The organism is Candidatus Cardinium hertigii, assembly GCF_003788695.1.
In genome coordinates, this window is sequence record NZ_RARA01000026.1 from 122,732 (window position 1) to 146,925 (window position 24,194).

Annotated in this window: 17 protein-coding genes, 2 tRNA genes, 1 other RNA gene and 1 pseudogene; 3 read left to right on the plus strand and 18 right to left on the minus strand. The window is 36.1% G+C overall.

Translation table 11 applies throughout. The features are described from left to right. Window positions 1-2,877, minus strand: a complete 2,877-nt coding sequence (locus tag EDM02_RS04380; RefSeq protein ID WP_123663380.1) for a PD-(D/E)XK nuclease family protein — start codon at window positions 2,875-2,877, stop codon at window positions 1-3. A 434-nt stretch (window positions 2,878-3,311) separates the two neighbouring features. Between EDM02_RS04380 and hslU the strand changes: the two genes are divergently transcribed. Next, complete coding sequence (gene hslU, locus EDM02_RS04385) at window positions 3,312-4,682, plus strand: ATP-dependent protease ATPase subunit HslU (protein WP_123663382.1); 1,371 nt, start codon at window positions 3,312-3,314, stop codon at window positions 4,680-4,682. Between the two features lie 85 nt (window positions 4,683-4,767). Here the strand turns inward: hslU and EDM02_RS04390 are convergent, their stop codons facing one another. The 15 genes from EDM02_RS04390 to EDM02_RS04455 all read right to left on the minus strand — a co-directional run bounded on the left by EDM02_RS04390 (window position 4,768) and on the right by EDM02_RS04455 (window position 20,525). Next, window positions 4,768-5,346 carry a hypothetical protein gene (locus tag EDM02_RS04390; protein WP_123663384.1) on the minus strand — a complete coding sequence of 193 codons (579 nt, stop codon included), beginning with the start codon at window positions 5,344-5,346 and terminating at the stop codon, window positions 4,768-4,770. 48 nt (window positions 5,347-5,394) lie between these two features. Beyond that, complete coding sequence (gene secG / locus EDM02_RS04395; protein WP_123663386.1) at window positions 5,395-5,781, minus strand: preprotein translocase subunit SecG; 387 nt, start codon at window positions 5,779-5,781, stop codon at window positions 5,395-5,397. A gap of 3 nt (window positions 5,782-5,784) precedes the next feature. After that, a complete protein-coding gene (locus EDM02_RS04400; protein WP_123663388.1) occupies window positions 5,785-6,411 on the minus strand; it encodes a hypothetical protein in 627 nt (208 codons plus the stop codon). Window positions 6,412-6,430: 19 nt separating this feature from the next. Continuing rightward, window positions 6,431-6,967 (minus strand): LPS assembly lipoprotein LptE, encoded by a 537-nt coding sequence (gene lptE, locus EDM02_RS04405; protein WP_123663390.1) that lies wholly within the window; start codon window positions 6,965-6,967, stop codon window positions 6,431-6,433. Beyond that, window positions 6,936-8,186: a sigma-54 interaction domain-containing protein gene (locus EDM02_RS04410; RefSeq protein WP_123663462.1), complete on the minus strand. Its 1,251-nt coding sequence runs from the start codon at window positions 8,184-8,186 to the stop codon at window positions 6,936-6,938. Before EDM02_RS04410 ends, lptE begins: the two co-directional genes overlap by 32 nt. Before the next feature lie 131 nt (window positions 8,187-8,317). After that, on the minus strand, window positions 8,318-9,670 hold the full coding sequence (locus tag EDM02_RS04415; RefSeq protein WP_184891145.1) for a trigger factor: 1,353 nt from the start codon (window positions 9,668-9,670) through the stop codon (window positions 8,318-8,320). A gap of 67 nt (window positions 9,671-9,737) precedes the next feature. Beyond that, window positions 9,738-9,819: transfer RNA gene (locus tag EDM02_RS04420), tRNA-Leu, on the minus strand. A 187-nt stretch (window positions 9,820-10,006) separates the two neighbouring features. Next, a complete protein-coding gene (gene sppA / locus EDM02_RS04425; protein WP_123663394.1) occupies window positions 10,007-11,755 on the minus strand; it encodes a signal peptide peptidase SppA in 1,749 nt (582 codons plus the stop codon). 119 nt (window positions 11,756-11,874) lie between these two features. Further along, window positions 11,875-11,948: transfer RNA gene (locus tag EDM02_RS04430), tRNA-Ile, on the minus strand. A gap of 213 nt (window positions 11,949-12,161) precedes the next feature. After that, complete coding sequence (locus tag EDM02_RS04435; RefSeq protein ID WP_123663397.1) at window positions 12,162-13,403, minus strand: ABC transporter permease; 1,242 nt, start codon at window positions 13,401-13,403, stop codon at window positions 12,162-12,164. 14 nt (window positions 13,404-13,417) lie between these two features. Beyond that, window positions 13,418-14,893 (minus strand): proline--tRNA ligase, encoded by a 1,476-nt coding sequence (proS, locus tag EDM02_RS04440; protein ID WP_123663399.1) that lies wholly within the window; start codon window positions 14,891-14,893, stop codon window positions 13,418-13,420. A gap of 31 nt (window positions 14,894-14,924) precedes the next feature. After that, window positions 14,925-15,334: RNase P RNA component class A (rnpB, locus tag EDM02_RS04445), an RNA gene on the minus strand. A gap of 283 nt (window positions 15,335-15,617) precedes the next feature. Continuing rightward, the gene (locus tag EDM02_RS04450; RefSeq protein ID WP_123663401.1) at window positions 15,618-17,171 is read right to left on the minus strand and encodes an Rne/Rng family ribonuclease; all 1,554 of its coding nucleotides are present in this window, start codon (window positions 17,169-17,171) and stop codon (window positions 15,618-15,620) included. Window positions 17,172-18,008: 837 nt separating this feature from the next. Next, the gene (locus EDM02_RS05710) at window positions 18,009-18,170 is read right to left on the minus strand and encodes a hypothetical protein (RefSeq protein WP_184891146.1); all 162 of its coding nucleotides are present in this window, start codon (window positions 18,168-18,170) and stop codon (window positions 18,009-18,011) included. A 102-nt stretch (window positions 18,171-18,272) separates the two neighbouring features. Beyond that, the gene (locus EDM02_RS04455) at window positions 18,273-20,525 is read right to left on the minus strand and encodes a BamA/TamA family outer membrane protein (RefSeq protein WP_123663403.1); all 2,253 of its coding nucleotides are present in this window, start codon (window positions 20,523-20,525) and stop codon (window positions 18,273-18,275) included. A 369-nt stretch (window positions 20,526-20,894) separates the two neighbouring features. On the opposite strand from EDM02_RS04455, the gene recA reads away from it, so the two are divergent. Further along, window positions 20,895-21,908, plus strand: a complete 1,014-nt coding sequence (recA, locus tag EDM02_RS04460) for a recombinase RecA (RefSeq protein WP_123663405.1) — start codon at window positions 20,895-20,897, stop codon at window positions 21,906-21,908. Window positions 21,909-22,454: 546 nt separating this feature from the next. Then, window positions 22,455-23,243, plus strand: coding sequence for a polyprenyl diphosphate synthase (gene uppS, locus EDM02_RS04465; protein ID WP_123663407.1), 789 nt, complete (start codon window positions 22,455-22,457; stop codon window positions 23,241-23,243). Here the strand turns inward: uppS and rnhA are convergent. Continuing rightward, window positions 23,240-23,716, minus strand: coding sequence for a ribonuclease HI (gene rnhA / locus EDM02_RS04470; protein WP_123663409.1), 477 nt, complete (start codon window positions 23,714-23,716; stop codon window positions 23,240-23,242). The genes uppS and rnhA overlap by 4 nt on opposite strands. Window positions 23,717-23,750: 34 nt before the next feature. Beyond that, window positions 23,751-24,194, minus strand: a pseudogene (locus tag EDM02_RS05820) (hypothetical protein); the annotation flags it as partial.

A 24,194-nucleotide genomic window follows, 5' to 3' on the forward strand; every position in this document is an offset into this window, starting at 1 on the left:
TTAATCTCTTTGGCAAATACGCACATAGGGACAATAGCTGCATACTGACAGATCGGCTGTTTGCCTAAAAGGAATAGTAGGATCAAATATTTCTAACAAAAGTTTTAATAATTGCTCTTCAAATGCTGGTAGATATGGCCTAATATCCTCCATGAGTCCATACTTTTTAGCATGATCAGGCTGTTGCATACAAATACCAGGGGGAGCCGAAAAAAGCTCTCTGATATTGATCAGATAAGGCATTATACCTTGCTGATGGTTGGCTCCATAGATAGCATTATATAACCAAGCGTAAAAAACAAGCTGAAAAATGGCTTTGTTTTTTTTAATGGCAGCACTATCAAATAATGCTGCCATACTCACTATTTTACTATTGGATGCGCCTATCTTATAATCAATAATCCGTATGGTATCTCCCTTAATATCTATACGATCTATAATACCACTCAAGCAAACTTGTCTTTTTTTATCTATATCTAAATCTAATACCATAGCCATTGGCTCTTTCTTACCTACCTCAACACCAAGCAGCGTAAAAGGGGTATCTGCATAATCTAATTGTAACACACGCTCCAAAAGTTTTTCTAATAAAGCACTACTTAAATGAGAATCAGAACCTAGTGGAACAGTCTCTTGTATGACTGTTTGTATTTTTGATTGCAATTGCATTACAATGGATTTATCAACCTTTATACCAATAAAAGGCCGATATAACTTTTCCATAATATGATGCAATAAGGTACCTAGCTCAAGTGCCGTTGTACCATCTTTTGGTAATACCGTTTGCTTTAACTCAAGCAAATAAGAGAAATAAAATTGTAACGGACAATGTAGATAACTCATTAATGCAGAAGGGGTGATATTAGAAGAGATGAGATCCTCCTTTACTAGAAATTTTTCTAGCAATTGCATAACTTTATCATCTTTCTCAATAGATATAACAGGTGTTGGTAAAACTGTAAAATTAACAGGTAGTTGCTTTTCTATAATTTTTAATGTAGTACCAAAAGTCAATTGTAATAAAAATCGGCTTCTTTGGTTAACAATACCCAAATGCGTTTGTTTAGTATAGCTACAATAGCTACTTTGGGCACGCTGCAGTAGCCTATAAAATCCATAAGCCGTAATGCGCTCTGTTGCGCTATGTGCAAGTGGGAGCCCAAAATTATTTCGTATATTATAAGGCAAAAAAGAATTTTCATGGCTCAGCCTAGGGAAAGCGCCTTCACGCATATCCATAAAAAAAATATGTTCAAAATCTAGATTATGGGATTGAGAAACCTCTATGATATAGAGCCCAGTCATAGGATTATGTTGATGGAAGAGCATGGTACTTTCCTTTAAAGCTTGCAATAAGCATCGCACAGTACAGCTATCTCCAACTACCTCGATTAAAGGCGCTATATAGGCCAGTATATGCTGCAGTGCGGTTCTATTTAGATCTAAAAAAAGGGTATGATCATGGATAAAATGATTATCCAGAAAGGATAAGATATCATACAGATAATGCAAAAGTCCTTTATTATAGTCATCCAACCATAGGGAAAATAGGCCTAATTTATCTATAAACGCTCCTAAATCAGATTCAAAATTCGGAATCCACTTCAGTATAGCAGTGATTTTCGCTTGTATGGATGTCTCAACAAAAGGATGCAAGAGGGCCAGACTATTAGCTAAATTATGCATTACATGCTTACAACTACAGCTACTAATACCACTACAAATTTTAGCAGATGAAGTGGTGCTTTGTTCCCAAAGATGCACCAGCTTTTCTATTAAGGTATAGATCACAGTAGCGCTTAGTGGGTAATTTAATCTACAATGCAATTGCATAGGTAAACTAGATAGCCTATCCAGTAAAGGCATAAGCAAATAGGTACCACTGATGACTATTGCGGTCTGGGTGGGTAAAAATTTTGGCACTCCCTGCTCTGTTTTTTCTTGTAAAGCATCTACTACTGCCTGAACCTCTGCTACAGTAGCACCCATTTCTGTTATAACAATTTTTTTGTGGCCATCATTAAAATAGGTCTCAAGCGCCGCAGGAAAACTTTCCTGAAAGCATTTTTTTTGCCTATACTTACGCAGATAATAGCCCGCTACATGCATTTCATTATCTACATAATGGGCATCGGCATCCCAAAAAAACACAACTGGCATAACTGCCTTACATTGCACTATAAACTGTTCTTCTGCGGGACTTAACAAATTAAATCCAATACACATTATCTTCTGGTAAGAAATAATCGTTTCCAATGTGCTCTTCTCAGAAGCTATTCTATAGCATAATCCTTCATATCCCTTGCCTTGTTGTATGAGATTTTGTGTAAAAGCTTGGTAAAGAAGCGGTAATTTTTCCCAAAATAAGGAGACCTCTTTCTTTTGAAAAAGAGATAGATGCATTGCTTGTTGTAACAATGGATTTTGATCTAAAAAATTTCGAATCTCTAAAGGAGTGGTAAGCTGTTTTTGATGCATGAGTGCTAAAAAGAGATCAGCAGCATGTATAAGGTAGGTATCTAGGTAATTAAAATCTTGCAAAAGCGTAATGCCCCAAGGATAAAATTGTTCGAATGTCTCTTTTTTATTTAAAATCTCATGGGCCAACGCATGCAGTTCTCTAACTAAAATAAAGGGATGCGCTAGATCCATTTTGCTATGCGTAAGCATCAACTGATGCAAGGTTAAACAAGTAGGCAGCCTGCCACTTTCCCATTCTGCCCTATTATTTAATAATTTATCTAATAATGGTTGAAAATAATCAATGGATAGTTGGGTAGGAAAAACCAAGAGACATTGTTCTAATGTATTAGGCCCATAGGTATGCAACTGCTGCATAACTTGTGCTAAAAAAGGTTGATGGGTTACAGTTTTCATATTATCTAATTAACGTTACGCAACTGGTCAACTACTCGATAGATTATGCTATTTTATGCTATTTTGGGCGCTGTCCATTTAAGTGTGCTGCCATTAAATTTTTCAGTGAAATTCAGGTTAAATAAACCCAATCTATCCATTTAAATGGGCAGACCCATATGGCTCTTTTTCTCTCTTATATATTTTGGGATTGATCAAAAAATATACAAAAAATCAAGCGCATCCATCCGCTTATACTGGTCATTAGCCATTAAAATTTGAAAAAAGTTTTTAATTAACTAGATTAGTAAGAATAAAATAGTAAATCTGTGGATATAAGTTGAAGCGCCTGCAGCATAGATTTTGCAGTTCAGATGCAATAGGTTCTATATACAAAGCCATAAGCTATATAATTAAGTTATAAATTAAACGTAACGTAAAAAAATAGAAAAACCATGTCAACAGATATATACGCACTTACACCCAAGGAAATTGTAAAGGAACTCGATAAATACATTATTGGTCAAAAAGAAGCCAAATGCAATGTTGCGGTTGCTTTACGGAACAGATGGCGCAGAATGCAGGTAGCTGAACATCTTAAGGAAGATATTGTACCAAATAACATTTTAATGATTGGGCCAACTGGAGTAGGTAAAACAGAAATAGCTAGGCGATTGGCTAAAATTGCGAAAGTCCCTTTTGTTAAAGTGGAGGCCTCTAAGTTTACAGAAGTAGGCTACGTTGGGCGTGATGTGGAAAGCATGGTAAGAGATTTAATGGAACGTGCCGTAGCTATGGTTAAAGCAGAAAAAATGGAAGAACTCCAACATAAGGCTATTCAGCAAGTAGAAGAAACTATTATAGATATATTATACCCCCCTCTTAAAGTAAAAGGAGAAGCAGATAAGTGGCTGGATGATGAGCAAAATAGATATGCTACCCGGGAACGTTTTCGAGAAAAATACAGAAGTGGAGCGCTGGATCAGCAACAAATAGAAATTAAGGTAAGTAAATCTACGAGCCCTAGCCATATCAATAGTATGGGCATTGGCCCTGCTATAGACGAAGGGATGATTATGAGCTTTCAAGATATGCTGAATAGTTTTTTACCTAAGCAAACAAAAAATAAAAAAGTCTCCATTGCAGAAGCCCGTGTATTGCTCTTAGCAGAGGAAATAACAAAACTTATTGATATGAGTGCAGTTAAAGAAGAAGCTTTGGCTAGGGCCAGCAGCTCTGGGATTATTTTTATAGACGAAATTGATAAAATTGCGAATACTACGCAAGGACAGGGGCCAGGCGTAAGCCGAGAGGGCGTACAGCGTGACCTTCTGCCAATTATAGAAGGAAGTTCTATTAACACAAAATATGGTGTTATCAATACAGATCATATTCTTTTTATTGGCGCAGGGGCCTTCCATATGGCTAAACCATCTGATCTTATTCCGGAATTACAGGGCCGATTTCCTATTCGGGTAACGCTAGAAAACCTTTCCCAAAAGGATTTTTATAAGATTCTAGATGAGCCAAAAAGTGCATTACCCATGCAATATCAAGCACTATTAACAGTAGAAGGTGTAACGTTAAATTTTGATTTAGAAGCAAAACAAGAAATTGCGGCCACTGCTTATTTGCTTAACGAAGAGGTAGAGAATATTGGCGCAAGACGTTTGCAAACCGTAATGAGCTATCTATTAAACCCAATACTATTTGACGTTCCAGATACCATTCTTCCTAATACAACTATTACCATTACCAAAGAAATGGTTAAAGCATCACTAGCTGACTTAGTCCAACGGAAAGATTTGAATCAATATATTTTATAAGAGTATCCGTTCAGTCGTGTGGCCAATTAGCCATAGCGCAATAATGCAAGATCATAAAAACGCACCTTGAACAAATACCCCCCCCTTATCCTAGTAGCCCTAGTAAATTGTAGCCTACCCTTAATGCGAATTGTTTGGGCCTATAGCTACCTTTGCTTATTTGCTGGTTTGATGAAACCCCATATTCCCAATCGAGGTCAATAAGAAAGTTTCCTAGATCCACACCTATACCCAGCAGATAGAACCAATTATTTTTTTCCTCCTTTCTAGCATTTTTAATAATTTTAAACTTGTTTTCAGTAAGATCTATTAAAAAAACCAAGCCAGCATGCGGACGCAATAGATCAAACAAAGATACGCCAACCGTCATGGGCGCACTAATATATTTGCTACAGTATACCGTATGAGATGGTGATATATTATTCCAGTCTAATACAAATAAAGGATCCAATTTAGCATACAAAAGCCAAAGATCTAGTTTCGCAAACAATCCTATCTGAACAGCAAAGTTATGCAAAGCAACAGAATACTTTTCTGGATCATTTACATAATACCCAGCTGCACCCAAAGAGGGTCCCGCAGCGAACCCAATCGCTTTAGATGGATGCGTCAGTAGGAAAGATAGACAAAATAGGATACCTTTTCTTACGCTTATTCGTTTCATATACATTGGCCGTTTACAATCAAATCCCTATTTCCTATTTACTAAGATTTATTTATCAGAAGAAGATCCTGCTGTAGTAGCTTCTTGATCCGCTGAAACATTCGCTTCATCGGTATTGGGAATCTGATCATTCTTACTGTTTGATGTCGGCTCTTCCGGCGTTTTAGCTAAATTATGCTGCATAAGCACGCTCGACTGCGGTATATCTTTAAGAAAGATAGAAGACAAAAACGTTAAAGAAAGCAGTAAACCTACCAATACCCAGGTAGCTTTTTCTAGAAAATCGGCTTTTTGATTAATACCAATACGTTGTATAGAAGCTGCACTTCCACCAGAATGTACCAACCGCTCCTTAGGCTCTTGAAGAAGAATACAACCAATCAATAAAATTGCTACAATAACAACACCTACCGTAAGTATTTTGAATATAGACATATGCTACAGGACCTTGTTTAGATTAGAAATTATATCGCTAAGATACTCTTTTTTTTCAGGATATTTCAATATTAAATGTTCATACATTCTAATAGCTCGTTTATATTTTTTTTGTTGAACCATTATACCTGCTAATGCTTCAGTTGCAAAACGTTCATCTAGAGAAGTACCTTGCGCTGAGAGATCTACAGATAACACCTCTGGAGCTACCTCTACAAAAGGATCAAATTGTAAATTTTTATTTAAAATGGTATCAATAATAGAAAATTGTTTAATACTTATTTCATTTGTGCTCTTTTTAAGTGATTTTTTAGCAACCATATCCAAATAGTTATTGGTAGTATATGTTTCTGGTGTAGGTGCAGCGCGGACACTTCTCGTACATGGTGGGAGCGCAAGCTTATTTTCCAACCATATGCGTAAATGTGTACGATCAGGAGCATAAGTAGCAGCCCTTTGCACAACATATTTTTCTACATCATTCTCATGTACATATACCGCTTTAGCAAGAAGGGCATGGGCTAAATAAAAATAGGGATATTCCTGTATAAGCGCTTCCAAATCAGACAGATCTTCCGACGAAAGCGTTGCAGGGTCTTCCAATAATTTTAATAGTTTCTGAACTTGCATAGTAAAAACATATCAAATATCACCAAGCATCTATGGATTTTGTATAGATCTTATCCACCAGATCACGAATAATTGTATTAATTAATTCTTCTTCTTTTGTAGATTGATCGTCATTCGTATCCATATACGCATGTCCCTCAAATGATTCTTTATTAAATTCATTTTCTTCCTCAAAAGGATTCGTATACGTGACGTTTACTTTTATAGTTAAACATTTTACTTCTTTAGGAATACTATTTGGATTTTCCTTATCATCCTTCCATACAGTAGAATACGCAAAGGATGTAATAATGCCATCGTATTGAATATCGCCATCTTTATCCTCTCTGGTTAGGGAAGTCATCTGTAATAATTTCGTTTCAAGTGCTTCCATAAGCTTTTGATTCATATCTGGTGGAGCATCTGCAACTTCTGAATAAAACTCCTGAATAGAAAAACTTTTAATCTCAGGTGGGGGCTCAGCCCCTTGAAAAGTAAATATACCACAGGACGCAAGCCAAAAAAAACCACAAAAAAAGTATACACTACTTCTTAAAATTACGTTCTTCAATGTCATATTGTTTAATTTTCCGGTATAGGGTCCTTTCGGAAATACCTAAATCATCGGCAGTATTTTTACGATTGCCCTCATTTTTTTGCAGAGATTTACGAATTAATTCCTGTTCCTGAGCCTCAATAGAAAGATTTTCTGTTTCTGACGCATAAGATGTATGCATAGAATGTAAGCCTTTTTCTTGAAAACCTTGATCACTATCTAGAAAATGTACTGGTTTGAGAATGCTTTCTGTTTCATTATGAACACCAAATAAACGAGACGGTTTTTGTATAATCGAATGGTTAATAGAACCAGATCTAATAAAATTAAATATGATTTCTTTTAATTCAGCAATATCCCGCTTTAGCTCAAATAGCATCGGATAAACAAATTCTTTTTCAGTGCAATCATTCTCTCTCCATTTTTTATAGAGAACTGGCAATATATGGTTCTGCTCTTTTGGTACATATCTTTCTAGAACTTCTGGGGTTACCATAGTGGTTTCCTCAAGCAAAGCAATTTGCTCAACCATATTTTTCAGCTGACGGATATTACCTGGAAAGGAATATTTCATAAAAATTTTTTTTGCAGGTGGCGTTAGTTCTAAAGGCTTAACGCGATATTTAGTAGCAAAATCACTAGAATATTTATGAAATAATAAGATGATATCTGTCCCTCGTTCACGTAGGGGGGGGATAACAATTGGAATGGTATTGAGCCTATAGTATAAATCTTCTCTGAATTTTCCTTCCTGAATAGCGCGCAGCAAATCTACATTAGTAGCTGCCACCACCCGCACTTTCGTTTTTTCTACTTTAGAAGATCCTACTTTTACATATTCTCCATACTCTAACACACGCAAAAGTCTGGTTTGAGTACCCAAGGGCATTTCGCCTATTTCATCTAAAAAAATAGTACCGCCATTGGTTTCTTCAAAATAGCCTTTTCGGCTTTCTAGCGCACCGGTAAAGGAGCCTTTTTCATGACCAAACAATTCAGAATCTATGGTTCCTTCTGGAATAGCCCCACAATTAATAGCTATAAAATGACCATGCCGGTAGGGACTTAGTGCATGGATAATTTTTGAAAAAGATTCTTTACCTGTACCACTCTCACCGGTAATTAAAACAGATAGATCGGTAGAAGCCACTTGCATAGCTATCTCTATAGCTCTATTTAATAGTGGTGCATTACCAATAATATTGAATCGCTGCTTGATGTATTGAAGATCCTCTTTCATCATATTAGTAAGAAAGATAATGGATGGACTATATATGAAGTTAAAGCAGTTCAAATAATATCCAAACCATATCCCGATGGGATATGCACAAAACATGCATTATAGCTATAATTTGCAGTGCAAATCAAGCATCATATTCTTGCGTCAAATTGTTCGGCAGTAACCGTTTGAGGTACCACAGATATATGCTGCTTGATAAAATTTATAGCTCTATTTTTACTTAACTCCTGATGTAACTTGATATAAAGCTTACCCTTATCGTGAGCTAACATAGTTATAACAGCTGGATAGATAGTGGAATCATTAAATTCTGACTGTGAGTCAACTAATTTATTTTTAATATCATCAGCATAGATGCGTTTTGCCTCATCTATTACCTCTGATTCGGTAACCGTTAAATTATTTTTTCTAACTATATTCCCTAATAAAAGCTCCCATCTTACATCTTGCTCAAATGCATTATAGTAGTCCTCTACCTCCTCTGGAGTGGCTACTGGGTTATGAAAGGAAAGCCATTTTTTAAGAAACACATCCGGTAAATGAATGGAATTATACTTAAATAGCTCATCACGAAGGTCTTCAAAAAATGTATACGATGCTTCTGTACATTTATCCAATAAAATAATTTTAGTAATAGCCTCTCTAAAGGAGCTAACTGAGTCCACAACTCCCTTCCCAAATATTAAATTAAAAAGTGTAGGTTCAATAGGAGCTGGTACAACCTGACTTATTGCATCAATGGTAAACATCATCGGCCCCGCTATATATTTCTTTTTTAGAGTAGCAAATACACCAAAGCTTATACCTAAAATAGCAGCAAAATGGTTTTTTAGCATCTCTTGTGTTATCATTACCTTAGCACCCACAGAAAGGCCTACTAACGTTTCTCTCAAACCTTCGGGGACATACGCTACAGAAATACGCAAAGGAAGCGTAACGGTTCCAGCACCCATTTCAAGCGAACCCGACAATATAGCGTCAGCAGTGCTTTCATTAAGATTAACACGCTGACCATGAATAAGTTGTAATGCTTCTACAAATTCATCAACCAGTTTCCCTTCTACCTGACTTATCTTAAATTCCGTAACAGAAATATGAGGACCCAATTCAATAGTAGGGTATTCCATTAAACCAATTTCATAAGAAAAAGTAATACCCTGCTGATTTGGTAGATCTATGTCTATGTCTTGGTCTTGCTTAGGTGTAACCAGTAGCGGCTCTATAAAAATAGGAATTTGCTCTTGCTCAATGTAATTTTTTAAAGCAGATGCAGCTACTTTTAAAAGCTCTTCAGTAAGAATAGAGCGTCCATACATCTTGCTAATCACTTCTACCGGAACAGCTCCCACTCTAAACCCCTTTACACGAACATTCCGCGCATAATGCTTTAGCTGTTTTTCAAAAACAGGCTTATAATCAGGTTCATATAATGTAATACAAACAACCCCATGGTTAGGATTAATCTTATTAAACTGAATGTCCAACGTAAAGCAGATTTAAAAAATTAAAAAAACAAAAAGAATGCCCTTATTCCCATACAAATAAATCAAGTACGGATGAAGGGACTCGAACCCCCACACCTTACGGTACTAGATCCTAAGTCTAGCGCGTCTACCAATTCCGCCACATCCGCGCATACCACAAGCCAATCGGCGTCCATAGGACAAATATAGGAAAAACAAATTTTATGACAACCTTTTTTGCGCTATATTTCCTAGCTATTGCATCAAAGCAACCTTTAGGTACAAACCTCACCATACGAACCTCATCTAAACTGCCATTGATCTATTCTATCACAATGCCTATTGCATGCATAGGAATCACTCAATATCAATTGTATAAGGAAGCATTGCCTGTAATGGCTGACGGTTATGTATCATTTTCAACTGGTTAAGTATCGGATATTCCTTGGCCACAGCAGCAAACGCTTCCATTTTTACATTACTATTGCCGGTAATGTAGGAAAACAACTGTTCCGATTTTGTTTTACAGCGAGGCATATAACAAATATCATAGGGCCCTACCAAACTGGCTAGTTCTGCAGCCTTAGCAACCGCTACTTCAAGACCTCCTAATGCATCTACTAATCCATTACTTTGCGCCAATCTACCAGTATATACTTTACCAGAAGCTAATTTTTTTACTTGCTCTACATCTAGCTTACGCCCCTGGGCCACCTTATGGAGAAAAGTTTCATAACTAGTCTGCAACATTTTATACATACATTTAGATTCGGATGGTAAACAACTTGTCCTAGGATTTAAAAAATCCGCAGAAAGAGCTGTTTTTACTACATCCCTCTCAATACCTATTCTCTGCATCAATTTAGTTGGATCAAGTAATAGAAACCAAATACCAATAGAACCTGTAATAGTCGTAGGCTGAGCAAAAATATAGTGGCAAGGGGCGGCAATATAGTAACCCCCAGAAGCAGCTATATCAGACATAGAAGCTACAACCGGTTTAACTTTTGTAAGCTCCTCTATTGCTTTCCACATATTGTCTGAAGGTAGTACATATCCTCCTGGTGAATTGATACGCAATACCAATGCCTTTATAGTAGCATCTTCCTGAATAGCTTGCATGGTTTTTACAAAATCACGATCACCCACATAACCAGAGATAGTCGGACCAGATATAATTTCCCCTTCTACCACTACCACAGCTATTTTATTAACTACACCCGTTTGTTTTTTCGTAGGTGCATAATACTTGTAATGAATAAAAGATGGATCTGCTTTACCCGTTAGCTTATGGAGCTGTTCTTTGAGTAATTTTTTGGCCTCTACTTCATAATCTACTCTCGTAACCAGGTTGGCATGAAGGGCATCATTGGGTAATATTGCAGAAAGGTTATTAGCAAACTCCTTCAGGTCGGGAACCTGTATATTTCTAGACAAACCTATGTTGGATAAAAAATGTTCATAGCAGCAAGAAAGATAGGCCTCCGTTTGTCGTCTACTCTCCTCACTCATTTTATTCAAATAGTAAGGCTCTACTGCGCTTTTGTAATCTCCAATGCGAAAAACTATTGGTTTTATAGAAATATTTTCAAAAAACTGCGTATAAAAATTAATAGTTGCAGACAAACCCTTAAAATCCAAATAACCACTAGGATTCATTATAATTTCATCTGCTACAGAAGCTAAATAATAAGATTTATTTGTATAGTTATCTCCATATGCTACAATGGTTTTTCCCTTCTTTTTAAAGTCCAACAAAATTTCTCTAATTTCTTCTAAAGTAGCCCATCCTGCAGATAAATACGATAACTTTAAGTAAATAGCGTTAATACAATTATCCTCTGTTGCTTGTCGAATCGTTCTTTTAATGACCCGTAAATCAGACATCCCGGAATTAAAGCTACACAACGAACTGGGAACCCATTCAGCCATCTGCCCCCCTATATGCAATTCTAATACTGAATTCTTTTTTACCTCTGTAGGGGAAATAGGAGCAGACCAATATTGTAGTAATAGAAAAAATACTATAGATACAAAAGATAGTGCCGCTACCCAGCAACCCAGTACAACGGTAAAAACCTGTTTACAAAAGCAAGCTATTTTCATTATGTGTTTGACAATTAAGTGTTTATAAAACTAATCGATTGGGTACGCACAAAGATTCTAAAAAAAAGATCTATTTTGCCCTTTTAAATCCCTCCTCTTAATAACACGTTAGTATAACGTGGGCCTGCGCGGACTTGAACCACGGACCTCTACATTATCAGTGTAGCGCTCTAACCAGCTGAGCTACAGGCCCTTTCCGTACAAAAAAATAGTATATGGCTACTACCATCATAACTATTTATTTCTGAATAGAACGTATTATCTTAAATTAAGATAAAAAGTGCTATACCACGATAGCACAAGATAATATATTTTTATTATATAATTAAAAATTAAGTTGAAAATCATGAATCAATTTTACTGATCCATATCCCTCACAAAGTGCTCATATTGCCAAGGTTTAATTTTATAAAGAAGATTCCATAAACGCCTCTAGGATTGTTTTTTGCTTTAGCAAAGCAATAGCAAAATATAAGACCATACAGATCGTACCTACGATAAGTAGATTTGAGAATAGTATTACTTTCCAATTCCAATAAATGGGTACATAATGCATATAGTAAAGAGTTGGTTCAAGACTAATACACCTATAGTAATATTGTACAAAACATACAGCTAGGCCTAAGATATTGCCATATACCATTCCCCCAAATAGGGTACGCAAACTATTACAAAGCATAATGAGATTAATTTGCCAAGCATGCGCTCCCAAAGCTTTTAATATCCCTACCATATAGCTACGCTCCATAAGTTGAATCATTACTGTCGCAACCATAGTAAATCCTGCTATTAACAATATAAACACAATAAAAATAAGGGTGTTTTTTTGAATAATAGCCAACCAATCATACAAACGAGCATATTTTTGCTCCGTACTTGTAAGCTGTAGGTCACGCTCTATAAATGACAGCATCTTCTCTTTTAGTGCTTTGGTAGGAGAAACACCCTTTTTCAGAAAAATTTCATATCCATTTACTATTGCTGGCGCCCAATTATTCAAACGCTGCATCAGTCGCATATCACAAAAAGTCAAATGGGCATCTATCTCCTGTAAATAGGTACAATATATGCCCACAATCTTTAATTTTCGAAAACGTACCGTAGGATGTATAGTATACACTCCTACCCTATCGCCTAATTGAATAGATAATTTTTGGGCAAGATGGGAACTAATTACCAATTCATTTTGATACCCAGCTTCACTTAAATTGGGAAGCCTTCCTGCTATTAAATAGTCTTCCAATTCTGTATGTGCAATCATTGGATCCAGCCCTTTGCATCCTACTCCCTCTACATCTGTTTTGGTATGAATAAGCATAGGTTTCTGAACAAATGCTGTCATTTTTTTAATTTCCCTAGGCAAATTAAGCATCAAACCCTTCACCTGACCGGTGTGTAGCGATGTTAATGCATAAGGCGCACTATTATATTTGGTAATTTCAAAATGTCCAGCAAAAGAAACCAATTTTTTTTTAATTTCTGCTTTAAAACCAAGCATCACCATGGAAGCAATCAGTATAGAAGCAGTCCCTATAGCAATGCTTAACGTAACAATTTTATGTATAGAAATAGAAAAAGTAACCTGGATCCCTTTCCTCATTCGTTTTAGAACAAGTGTAATAAAGCAAATAGATGAAGAGGCTAGCATACATATACCTACAGTTAATACGCTCGTGCAAAAACAACGCGTCTTTTAGAAGGTTTACCTGAGTAAATACAACTCCCTCTCTCCTCTTCCCCATCTAAGGGAATACAACGAATAGTAGCTTTGGTTTCCGCCTTAATTTTTTCTTCTGTTGCTGTAGTACCATCCCAATGCGCAAATAGAAAACCACCTTTGCCAGCCATAAGCGTTTTAAAAGTAGTATAGTCCTCTACAAATAGGGTATGCTGCTGCTGGAGAGCAAGTGCACGTCGATAGAGATTTTCCTGTATTTCTTCTAACCAACCCATAACCTGTTCGACTAAACCGTCCATAGCAATGGTGATTTTTTCTTTTGTATCCCTACGTGCCAATTCAACCGTCTTATTCTGTAAATCCGTAGGGCCTAGCACAATGCGAATAGGAACCCCCTTTTGTTCATATTCAGCAAATTTATAACCTGGCTTGCGCGTATCTCTATCATCTAGCTTCACGCTAATGCCCTTGGTAATCAATACCGCTTGAAGTAGGGACATCTGCGCAACTACTAGAGAACGTTCTGCTTCTGTTTTATAGATCGGTATGATCACTACCTGTATAGGCGCAATTTTAGGAGGCAGCACCAAACCATCATCATCGGAATGCATCATAATCAATGCACCCATAAGACGTGTGGTAATACCCCAAGAAGTACCCCATACATACTCACGTAGACCAGCTTGATTGGTAAAGGTTACATCAAAGGCTTTGGCAAAGCGTTGGCCCAAATAATGGGAGGTACCCAATTGTAGCGCTTTTCCATCCTGTAGAAGTACTTCAATTGTATAGGTCATTTCTGCACCAGCGAAACGCTCATGAGCTGTTTTAATACCTTTTATTACAGGAATGGCTATATAGTCTCTAATAATACCCTCATAGAGATGTAACATCTGCAAAGCTTCTGCTTCTGCCTCGGTCTGCGTAGCATGAGCGGTATGGCCTTCTTGCCATAAAAACTCTGTAGTACGTAAAAAAAGCCTAGGGCGCATTTCCCAACGGACTACATTACACCATTGGTTAAGCAAAATAGGGAGATCTCTATAAGACTGAATCCAATTTTTGTAAGTACTCCATATAATGGCTTCGGAAGTAGGACGTACAATAAGTTCCTCTTCTAATTGAGCAGCAGGATCCACAACGATATCCCGCCCATTTTCTGCTATTTTTAAGCGATAATGGGTAACCACGGCGCATTCTTTCGCAAAACCTTCTACGTGGCTAGCCTCTCTGCTTAAGAAAGATTTTGGAATCAATAAGGGGAAATAGCCATTTACATGGCCTGTTTCTTTAAAAGCTTTATCCAAAATATTTTGCAGCTTTTCCCAAATGGCATAGCCATAAGGCTTAATAATCATACAGCCACGTACAGGAGCATTTTCTGCAAGATCTGCACGTACTACTAGTTCGTTATACCAAGCTGAAAAATTGGATGATCTGATAGGTAAAGGAGTATGCATAGTAGCTAAATATAATGAATAACACAATATAAAGAAAAACAAGCCTATAAGCCGGGTTCTGTAGTACACCATTGTGCACCGCTTGTCATTTATCTGGGGCCATAATCACTCATGACCTCTAGCAGCCTACCCACATACCCTTTTCTTCGAAAAGAAAAAACGGACGAGCAACCCGTTACACTACTATAGCATAGGTATGCCTATTTGGCCTTGCAATCCCTAAGGTTTACCCTGCCTCTATTGTCACCAATAGAGCGGTGAGCACTTACCTCCCCTTTTCACCCTTACTTTCTATAATTACTAGAAAGCGGTTTATTTTCTGTGGCACTTGCTGTCACATGGAAGTTTCCCATATGCCTTCCTGTTAGGAAGTAGGGCGCTCTGTATTGCCCGGACTTTCCTCTTGGACTTAGTTACCCAAGCGACAAGCCAGCTTGTTTTTCTATTTTTTATTTATCTACCATATAAAACAATCGATTCCAACGGATACAAATTGTCTATTGCAATGGCCTCATCATACATTATGACGTATCCGTCAGTGAAGGGATACATATTAACAAATTGAGCCATATTGTTATGTCTCACTTACTGTAGGGAATGAGCCGCTAAAATAATAATGCTAAAAAAAATAAATTCTAAAAACTCAAGTTAAGTTAACGATTTTCTCCATGAGGGGAAAGTTCAATATGGATGACTAAGTTTATTTTTCTATTGTAACGGTCTCCTAGTGAAGCTCTATCTCCTCTTGATTCTTATTGATGAATTTATAATCTGTTACGGCCATAGAAGAGTCTTCAATCAAGGTAACCCATCTCCCATATTTCAAGAACCATTTAACCCTTTTAGACATCCAATTTTTAGTGAAATAGGCATATAGGTAGGGATGCAACAAAAGTTTTATACCTGCTTCATTTTGATTCATTAAAACAAGGCGTAAGTCTTCTTCAATTCTTTCTGATACCAATATAGAAGCATCGATCTTACCCGTTCCATTGCAAGATGGACAAAGTTCCCTGGTTACTAAATTCATTTCTGGCCGTGCCCTCTGCCGTGTGATTTGCATGACGCTAAATTTTGATAAAGGTAAAACAGAGGCTTTGGCTCGATCTTCTTTCATAAACTCTTTCATTTTTTGATAAAGTAGTCTACGCTCTTCCAAATCTTTTATGTCTATAAAGTCCACTACTATAATCCCTCCCATATCTCGCAAGCGTAATTGCCGGGCAATTTCTCGAGCAGCAGCCAAATTTACATTTAAGGCCATTTTCTCCTGCCCCTCTTCATCTACCGATCTGTTTCCACTATTTACGTCAATAACGTGCATAGCTTCGGTATGCTCAATAACTAAATACCCGCCTCCTTCTATACCAACGGTTTGACCAAAGAGCGTTTTCAATTGTCGCTCTATACCTAATTGCTCAAAAAGTTTGACTTTACTTTGATGGAATTTAAGAATCTTCTCCTTGTCAGGTGCAATAGCATGTATATACTGTTTGATTTCACTATATAGCAGCTTGTCATCCACTATTATACTGTCGAAAGTTTCATTAAGCATATCCCGCAGAATAGTATAGGCTCTATTTACTTCTCCTATAATTTTTTCGCCAGGCAGTGCAGTTGCCAATTGCGCCATTCCTTTCTTCCACTTATCGATAAGATCCCTTAGATCACCATCTAAAGTAGCCACATCGATTCCTTTAGCCACAGTACGCACAATTACACCAAAGTTTTTGGGTTTAATGGAGACGAGCAAACGATGTAATCGATCTCGCTCTTCAGCATTGGTAATTTTTTTGGAAATTCCAATGGTATCTACAAAAGGCGTTAATATAATATAACGGCCAGGTAAAGATAATTCAGAAGATATACGTGGCCCCTTGGTTGAAATCGGCTCTTTTACTATTTGAACCAAAACTTCTTGTCCTTTTGTAAGCAGATCTCCAATTTTGCCAAGTTTATCTATATATGGCTCAATTACAAATTCACTCAAAGTGTCTACATTACCCTGCTGATGTCTAACCAATCGAACAGCCTTTTGTAAAGAAGCGAATTGCGGACTAAGATCCAAATAATGCAAAAAAGCATCTTTATTGTATCCTACATCCACAAAACTAGCATTTAAATTAGGTACTATTTTTTTAATAGTACCCAGATAAATATCGCCTACCGTGAATTTGTTATCTTCCCTATCTATGTGATATTCAAAAAGTTTTCCATCTTTAAGTAATGCTATCCTGCAATTATTATTCGTACTATTAATTACTAATTCGTTACCCACGCGCTCATTTGTTTACGTTTTTACAGAAACCTAAAAACAGAAAGCAATTAGTAGCGTATCTAGGTATGTATAATATAAATAGCCAAGCAATAAAGATCATAATGATTCCCTGCCATTGATTTATAATAGATAAAAATGCTATCTATTTTTTATTTTTATGTCTATTTAACCTAAGGCGTTTTTTACGCTTATGTGTAGCTACCTTTTGTCTTTTTCTTTTTCTACCACAAGGCATTTTAATAAGATTTCGTAAGTTATAATATAATATATCTTTATGGAGCAGAAAAAGTCGCTTTCCTATACCCTTAAAAAATTAAGCCAGGGGACGCTACTCTTTTAGGTTTGATACCGTATCAAATGTACTTGATACGCCTAAATTCCGTCACTCCATGCGACATGACTTGGGCATGCGCCTCTCTCCAAATTTACTGTTTTTTTATTTAAATACATAAGTATTAAGCCATCATTTTAAATAAAACAGCCCTATCTTAACTTTTTGCGTTATTATTTCTTAAATATTACAAGGTCGTTACAATAAAAAATTACAACGATTGTGTTATACACATTCAGAGTAGCCGTTCACTTGCGTGGTCGCCATATTTTATAGATTACTGAATTTTTCTATTCACAGCTTTGTTCAAGGCGCATTTTTTATGATCTTGCATTATTGCGCTATTTCTAATTGGCTACACGACTGAACGGATACGAATTTGTTTCTATTGGAATAGCTTATATATTTTTAAAAACTACATAAAACAATTATATGCGCTTAGACAAAGAACGTATTATTTTAATTATCCTTTGAGAAGTTGATATACTAAACAGTTAATGATTTATTTAAAGATCATCTAATTCCTTTTGTTTGAGTTGAGGGCTAGATTGCGCATGAATTTTTCCTATTAATTCATATACTTCTCGAAAAGGCCGTTCAGACAAGGCTTTAATAATAATATTAATTTCAGTTATATCTAATCTTAGATCTATGGTTTTGTTTTGCATATGTTCTATGGAATTACTTATTTAATTTTTATGAATGAGAATCGTTGTTCTGTGTAAATAAACGCAATAAATAAACAGAACTCCCTATCCTTTCCCTAAGGATTAAAAAGGATAGCCAATGCTTAGATTAAAATTAACTCTTTGAGATCCATTGAGCTTTACCCTAACAGGCCTATGTAATTGAATAGCTACATCTCCACACAATACAAAGGTATTGTAAAAGTTTAATCTTAATCCAAAGCCGCCCCCTACAGCAAGCGCTTTGTAAAAATCATTAAAATAAAATCTCATTTTGGGCGGCGTATGGTATTTTGATAATTTCCAGGTATTGCCTATGTCCAGAAAAAGTGCTCCTTCTAGATGCCCAATTAATTTTTGACGTAATTCTATATTACCTAATAAGAGCAAATCACCTTTGTGCTTGTCTTTTTTATTTTCTGTCTTGGGTAGATAAAAACCAGGGCCAACCATTTGTGCATCCCAACCACGTACGCTGCCATGCCCTCCTATTTCATATTGTTTATCTGGATGCACCTTCCATTTTTCCCCTGATTCATAGGAATTTACAATACCTAATTTTGCTTGATAAACCAGCCGGGTATCTTGTGTAAGGTTATAAGCATGACGATAGGCTATGTCAAATTTAATAAATTTATAAAATTGCACGTCCTTAGAAAAAAGCTTTTTAATAGGAAAAATATATTCGTACAGTCCCCCATGTTCTAGGCCAATAGAAATCATCCACTTATATTGTTCTATTGTACTCAAATGTACAATAGTAGAAGGATTACTTATGGTAGATGCAAATCCTATACTAGTTAAAAACGAAGGAGTGAAAAGCTTCTTTTCAAATGGATTTTTGGGGATTGTGTCTATGATTTTAGGGTGGGTGGTAATGATTGTACATGGCGAAAATTGATAAGAGATATTTTTCCTTCTATTGAACCATTGATAATGTAATGCTCCTTTTATTTTTTGTTCACTATCCATATCCATAGGATTTTTTATAAAATCCATATCAATAGCGGTACTTGGATTAAAATTTTCCAATTCCAGATTGGTCTTTTCGGGTAAATAGCATATAAAACGTGGAGTGGTAAATTTAATACGCAATCCATACGCTACATGGTTGTAAACATTAAAGGGCTTCTTTTTCTCTAGTTGCCCCCCCCAATCAACACTTGTCTCCATACGTACAATACCCATTCCCCCAAATATGCCTCTGATGGTAGGTATTAACTTGATAGTAGGCCGAAACCGTTTCAGGTTTAGGTTGATACAGGTTCCTCCAAATTCTGTTTGTAATAGAACACGTTCATTAGGTTTTGCATGAATATACACTACCAACTGGCCTTCCTCCAATTTGGGTAAAATCGTAATAGACTCAAATGTGGCAATACCGTGTAGCCGTTCATACGTTTCTAAAATTTTACTTTTATTATAAAAATCACCAGGTCGAATGGTTATTTTGCGTACTAGATGCGCTAAAGGGTATTTATCTGATGAAACTAAAAAATCAATACCCCGGTATTCTTTTTTTATTGCATTTATGCCATTTTTCTTATCTTTTTCGCAAGTTAAATCTACTATAACACGCCCTACTTTTGTCTTTATATGAGCTATTTCTGATCCAGGCCCATCTACTACAGTAGTAATGTCTATAGTATGATCCGCTGGGGATACATTAGCTATAAAATAAATATACTGTTCATGAAATTCGAAATAGCCATTATTGGACAGTAAGTTTATAATGCGCTCTTGTTCATTTACAAAATCTTGGTATTGATAGGGATGGCCTGGTTTAATGCAACTTTCGCTCTTATGTCTTAAAAGAATATCACTTATCGGTTTATGGTCTGTTTGTAAATGAACAGAGCCAATTGTATACAAATGGTGTGGGGTAACGTAATAGGTAACATATACTCTTTTTTTTTGCACATCAGTGTTACTGATAACTTCACCATCTAAATAGCCTTTGGAATGAAGGTAGTTTAAAAACATTTTTTCATTATGATGCACATACATTGGATCATAGTATATAGGTTTTTCTCCCATACGCATAAGACGGTTGCCACGCGTAAGTATTGTTTCCTTTGCTTTCATAAGCCTATCTCTCTTAGCGATAAGCTTTATTTTCTCTTTTTCATTCTTAGCATTATTAATCCTATCTTCATATTTATTTTTAATATTAAGCAGATCATTTTTGATTGTATCAGGATTGAAATACCTTTTTCCCAAATGATAGAGCCATCTTTTGAGGGGTATAAACAAAACAGTACTAGGTGGTTGGCAAATAGAATATTTTTGCAACCCTTTCTTATGGGTTTTGTTTACGCCCACTATGACTTCTTTCATAGGTACCGATGGATCGGCTTGTGCTTGTAAACAGATGAAATAAGTACATAGCCATACAAGCTGTATCAGAAGATGCTTTTTGCTTACAAAATAGGTTTTCAATTTTTTATATTGATAATAAGTTATATAATAAAAATCAAAATTCAACTCAGCTTTATCTTTGTTATAAAATATACTTGATAGGGTACTTTACATATCAAATAAATGTGGTATTTTAGGGTATGAATCGGTATATCGTATCTATTCACCCTATATTATTTTGAGAAGATTCCCTAAAATAAGGGCATAATCTCATAGTTGCTTACTCAATTAGGCCTCTTAAACATTAGACCAATTTTATTTTCATAGACGCTAGATTACGACCGAATTATGACCGATAATACAGAAAAATTAAAAGCCCTACAAGTTACCATTGATAAACTAGAAAAAACATATGGCCGTGGGACGGTTATGCGGTTAAGTGATAATCAAGTAGTAGATATTCCTGTAATTTCTACAGGCTCCCTGAGCTTAGACCTCGCATTAGGGGTAGGTGGGATACCACGTGGAAGGGTTATTGAAATTTATGGACCAGAATCTTCTGGTAAGACCACGCTTTCTTTACACTGCATTGCAGAAGCACAAAAAAAGGGTGGATTAGCTGCCTTTATTGATGCGGAGCATGCTTTTGATAAAAGCTACGCAGAACGACTGGGAATAGATACTGAAAACCTGTTAATCGCTCAACCAGATGATGGAGAACAAGCCCTAGAAATAGCCGAACATCTCATTCGTTCGGGTGGTATAGATATTTTAGTGATTGACTCTGTGGCAGCTTTGGTTCCTCGTAGTGAACTAGAAGGAGATATGGGAGATAGTAAAATGGGACTACAGGCTCGTTTAATGTCGCAAGCCTTACGAAAACTTACCGGAACAATTAATAAAACAGGATGTGCCTGTATATTTATCAATCAGCTGCGGGATAAAATTGGTGTAATATTTGGTAACCCAGAAACGACTACTGGTGGCAATGCACTAAAATTCTATGCCTCTGTTCGTTTGGATATTCGTAGTGTAACATCATTAAAAGAAAGTGATGGAAGGGTATCAGGAAAGCGCACACGGGTGAAAATTGTCAAAAACAAAGTAGCACCTCCTTTTAGGGTAGTGGAGTTTGATATTGTTTATGGAGAAGGGATTTCTAAAGTGGGAGAAATTATTGATATTGGCGTAGAATTAGGCATTATTAAAAAAGCTGGATCCTGGTTTGCCTATGAGGACAATAAATTGGCCCAAGGAAGAGAGGCAAGCAAATCCGTGTTAAATGAGAATGCTGCACTATTCGCGAAAATAGAGGCAGATATTAAACAAAAAATTGCCCTGCATCCTATGCACAAAGCATAAAAATAGTATCCGTTCACGTGCGTGTCAGAAATGTTTGTATTGATTCACATGGCATCCATATTACCTTACTAGCTAGGCTCATAGTTTCCTGATTTTAATATCCATTACATATTGTATCTATAACGTCCTGTTTTAAACAGCTTGCTTATATATCTGAATAGCTAACTTCTTACATCAATCCGTACGCTAACAACTCTATACAGCTAAGTAGCCAAGGTGGTAAACGGACACACAAAAGTCTGTTTTATTTTTATTTTTATTATACTTAACAAGTATAGGATATAGGAACATTAATAATATCTTTTTTTTACCTAAATTGCCTACATCTTACTAAAAAAGCATGGCTGCGCAATAACATGCGCATTCCTATGGTTTTTTTTCTATACAACCATACATCTCGTTCTTACTATGGCGGACCAACCAACACTATTGGATTTGTCTTTATCCATTTTTATGCAAGAAAGGTTTGAGCATTTTTCTGTACAAATATCTGTTGCAGGTATGGCTACTTGCTGTATGTTTCTTTTTCAAATTGGTATAATTTAAATGGAATTATCTCACCTTCAAAAAAAGCCGAAACATATAGGCATTATTATGGATGGCAATGGCAGATGGGGAAAAAAAGAGGCAGGGGATAGATCTTATGGTCACGAAAATGCAAAAAAAGCTGTAGCGGAAACGATAAGCGGATGTTTAGAGCAGGAGATTCCGTATTTAACGATTTATGCTTTTTCTACCGAAAATTGGGGACGGCCAGCGCAAGAAGTCAACACCATTTTCAACGTAATTGCAAAGAGTATTAGTGAGAATTTAAACCAATTTACTGAAAACAATATCAAATTTCGTGTAGTAGGCGATAGTTCAGGCATACCTAGTTTTTGTTGGGATCAGTTAAAAAATGCCATAGATCTTACAAAGAATCATACCAAATTACATTTAACAGTTGCCATTAACTATGGTGGAAGAGCAGAAACAATAGCTGCGGCTGAGACTATGGTGAATGATTTTTTGATTAAAATAGTGAATGACTTTCTTAGTAAGGGGTTGAGCAATGATACTGGTTTTGGCAGCTTTATAAAGTTTGTACAAGATTATCGTGCCAAAATTACGCCAGCTATATATAAAAAATATTTGTATACAAGCGAGCTACCAAGCGTTGATCTTTTAATACGTACGGGAGGAAAAAAACGCATGAGTAATTTTCTACCTTGGCAATGTGCTTATTCAGAATTGTATTTTACAGACTTATTTTGGCCTACTTTCAAAAAAGAACATTTGATGGAAGCCTTAGCCTATTTTCAAAAACAACATAGAACCTTTGGGGAAGTTACTTAAATAACCCCAACATTTCCTACTGACACAGTCATTTTTTCGTAATATTCATCTACAAGAAGGTTTTGATAGCTACTAGCTACAGCAAGCTGGTCACAACGTTCATTCTCCCGCTGACCAGAATGACCTTTAACCCAGTGAAAATATACATGATGCTTTTGGTACACTATCCAAAAACGCTTCCATAGATCTGGATTTTTTTTATCCTTGAAATCCATTTTTATCCATTTTTTAAGCCACCCTTTTGCAATTGGATCTAATACATATTTGGAATCAGAATAAATCATCACTTCTTGTAGCGCTTCTTTTAATGCTTCTAAGCCTATAATAACACCCAATAATTCCATTCGATTATTGGTTGTTTTTCTATAACCCTGCGCTAACTCTTTCACATAATGCTTATACTTTAAAATAACCCCATATCCTCCTGGTCCTGGGTTTCCTCTAGCAGAACCATCTGTATAAATATGAATCATCTCTCAAAAGCTGAAATTAGTATATGCTGGGTTGTTAAACCTTAAATGTAAAGTCAACTATTTCGTCCCGCTTTTCTATAATGTTAATTTCTTTATCGTAAAAGATTACTGGATTTGGTTCAATATTTTTCCGAATATTACCTGGTGACCATTTGTCTTCTCCTTCATTTAGTAGCAGTATACGCATCTTATAGACACCAGGTGGAACCATCGTAAACCGATAGCTTTTTTCATTCCGAATAGCATCTACTAGCTCATCTTTACTATTGAGTAATTCAATAATGAAACAGGAAGCAGTTGTATCTACATTTCCTGAAATAGTTCCCGTTTCTTCTTTATTTCTAAGCGGATAGCTTAAAGTAAGCTTTTTATTTTTTTCTTTATCATTAAATGCAGTAAACGCTCCAGCTTCTATCTGTAACATAACGATCCGTTGGATAACTTTGCTTTTATCTGTTTTTTCCTGATCTTTTGTAGT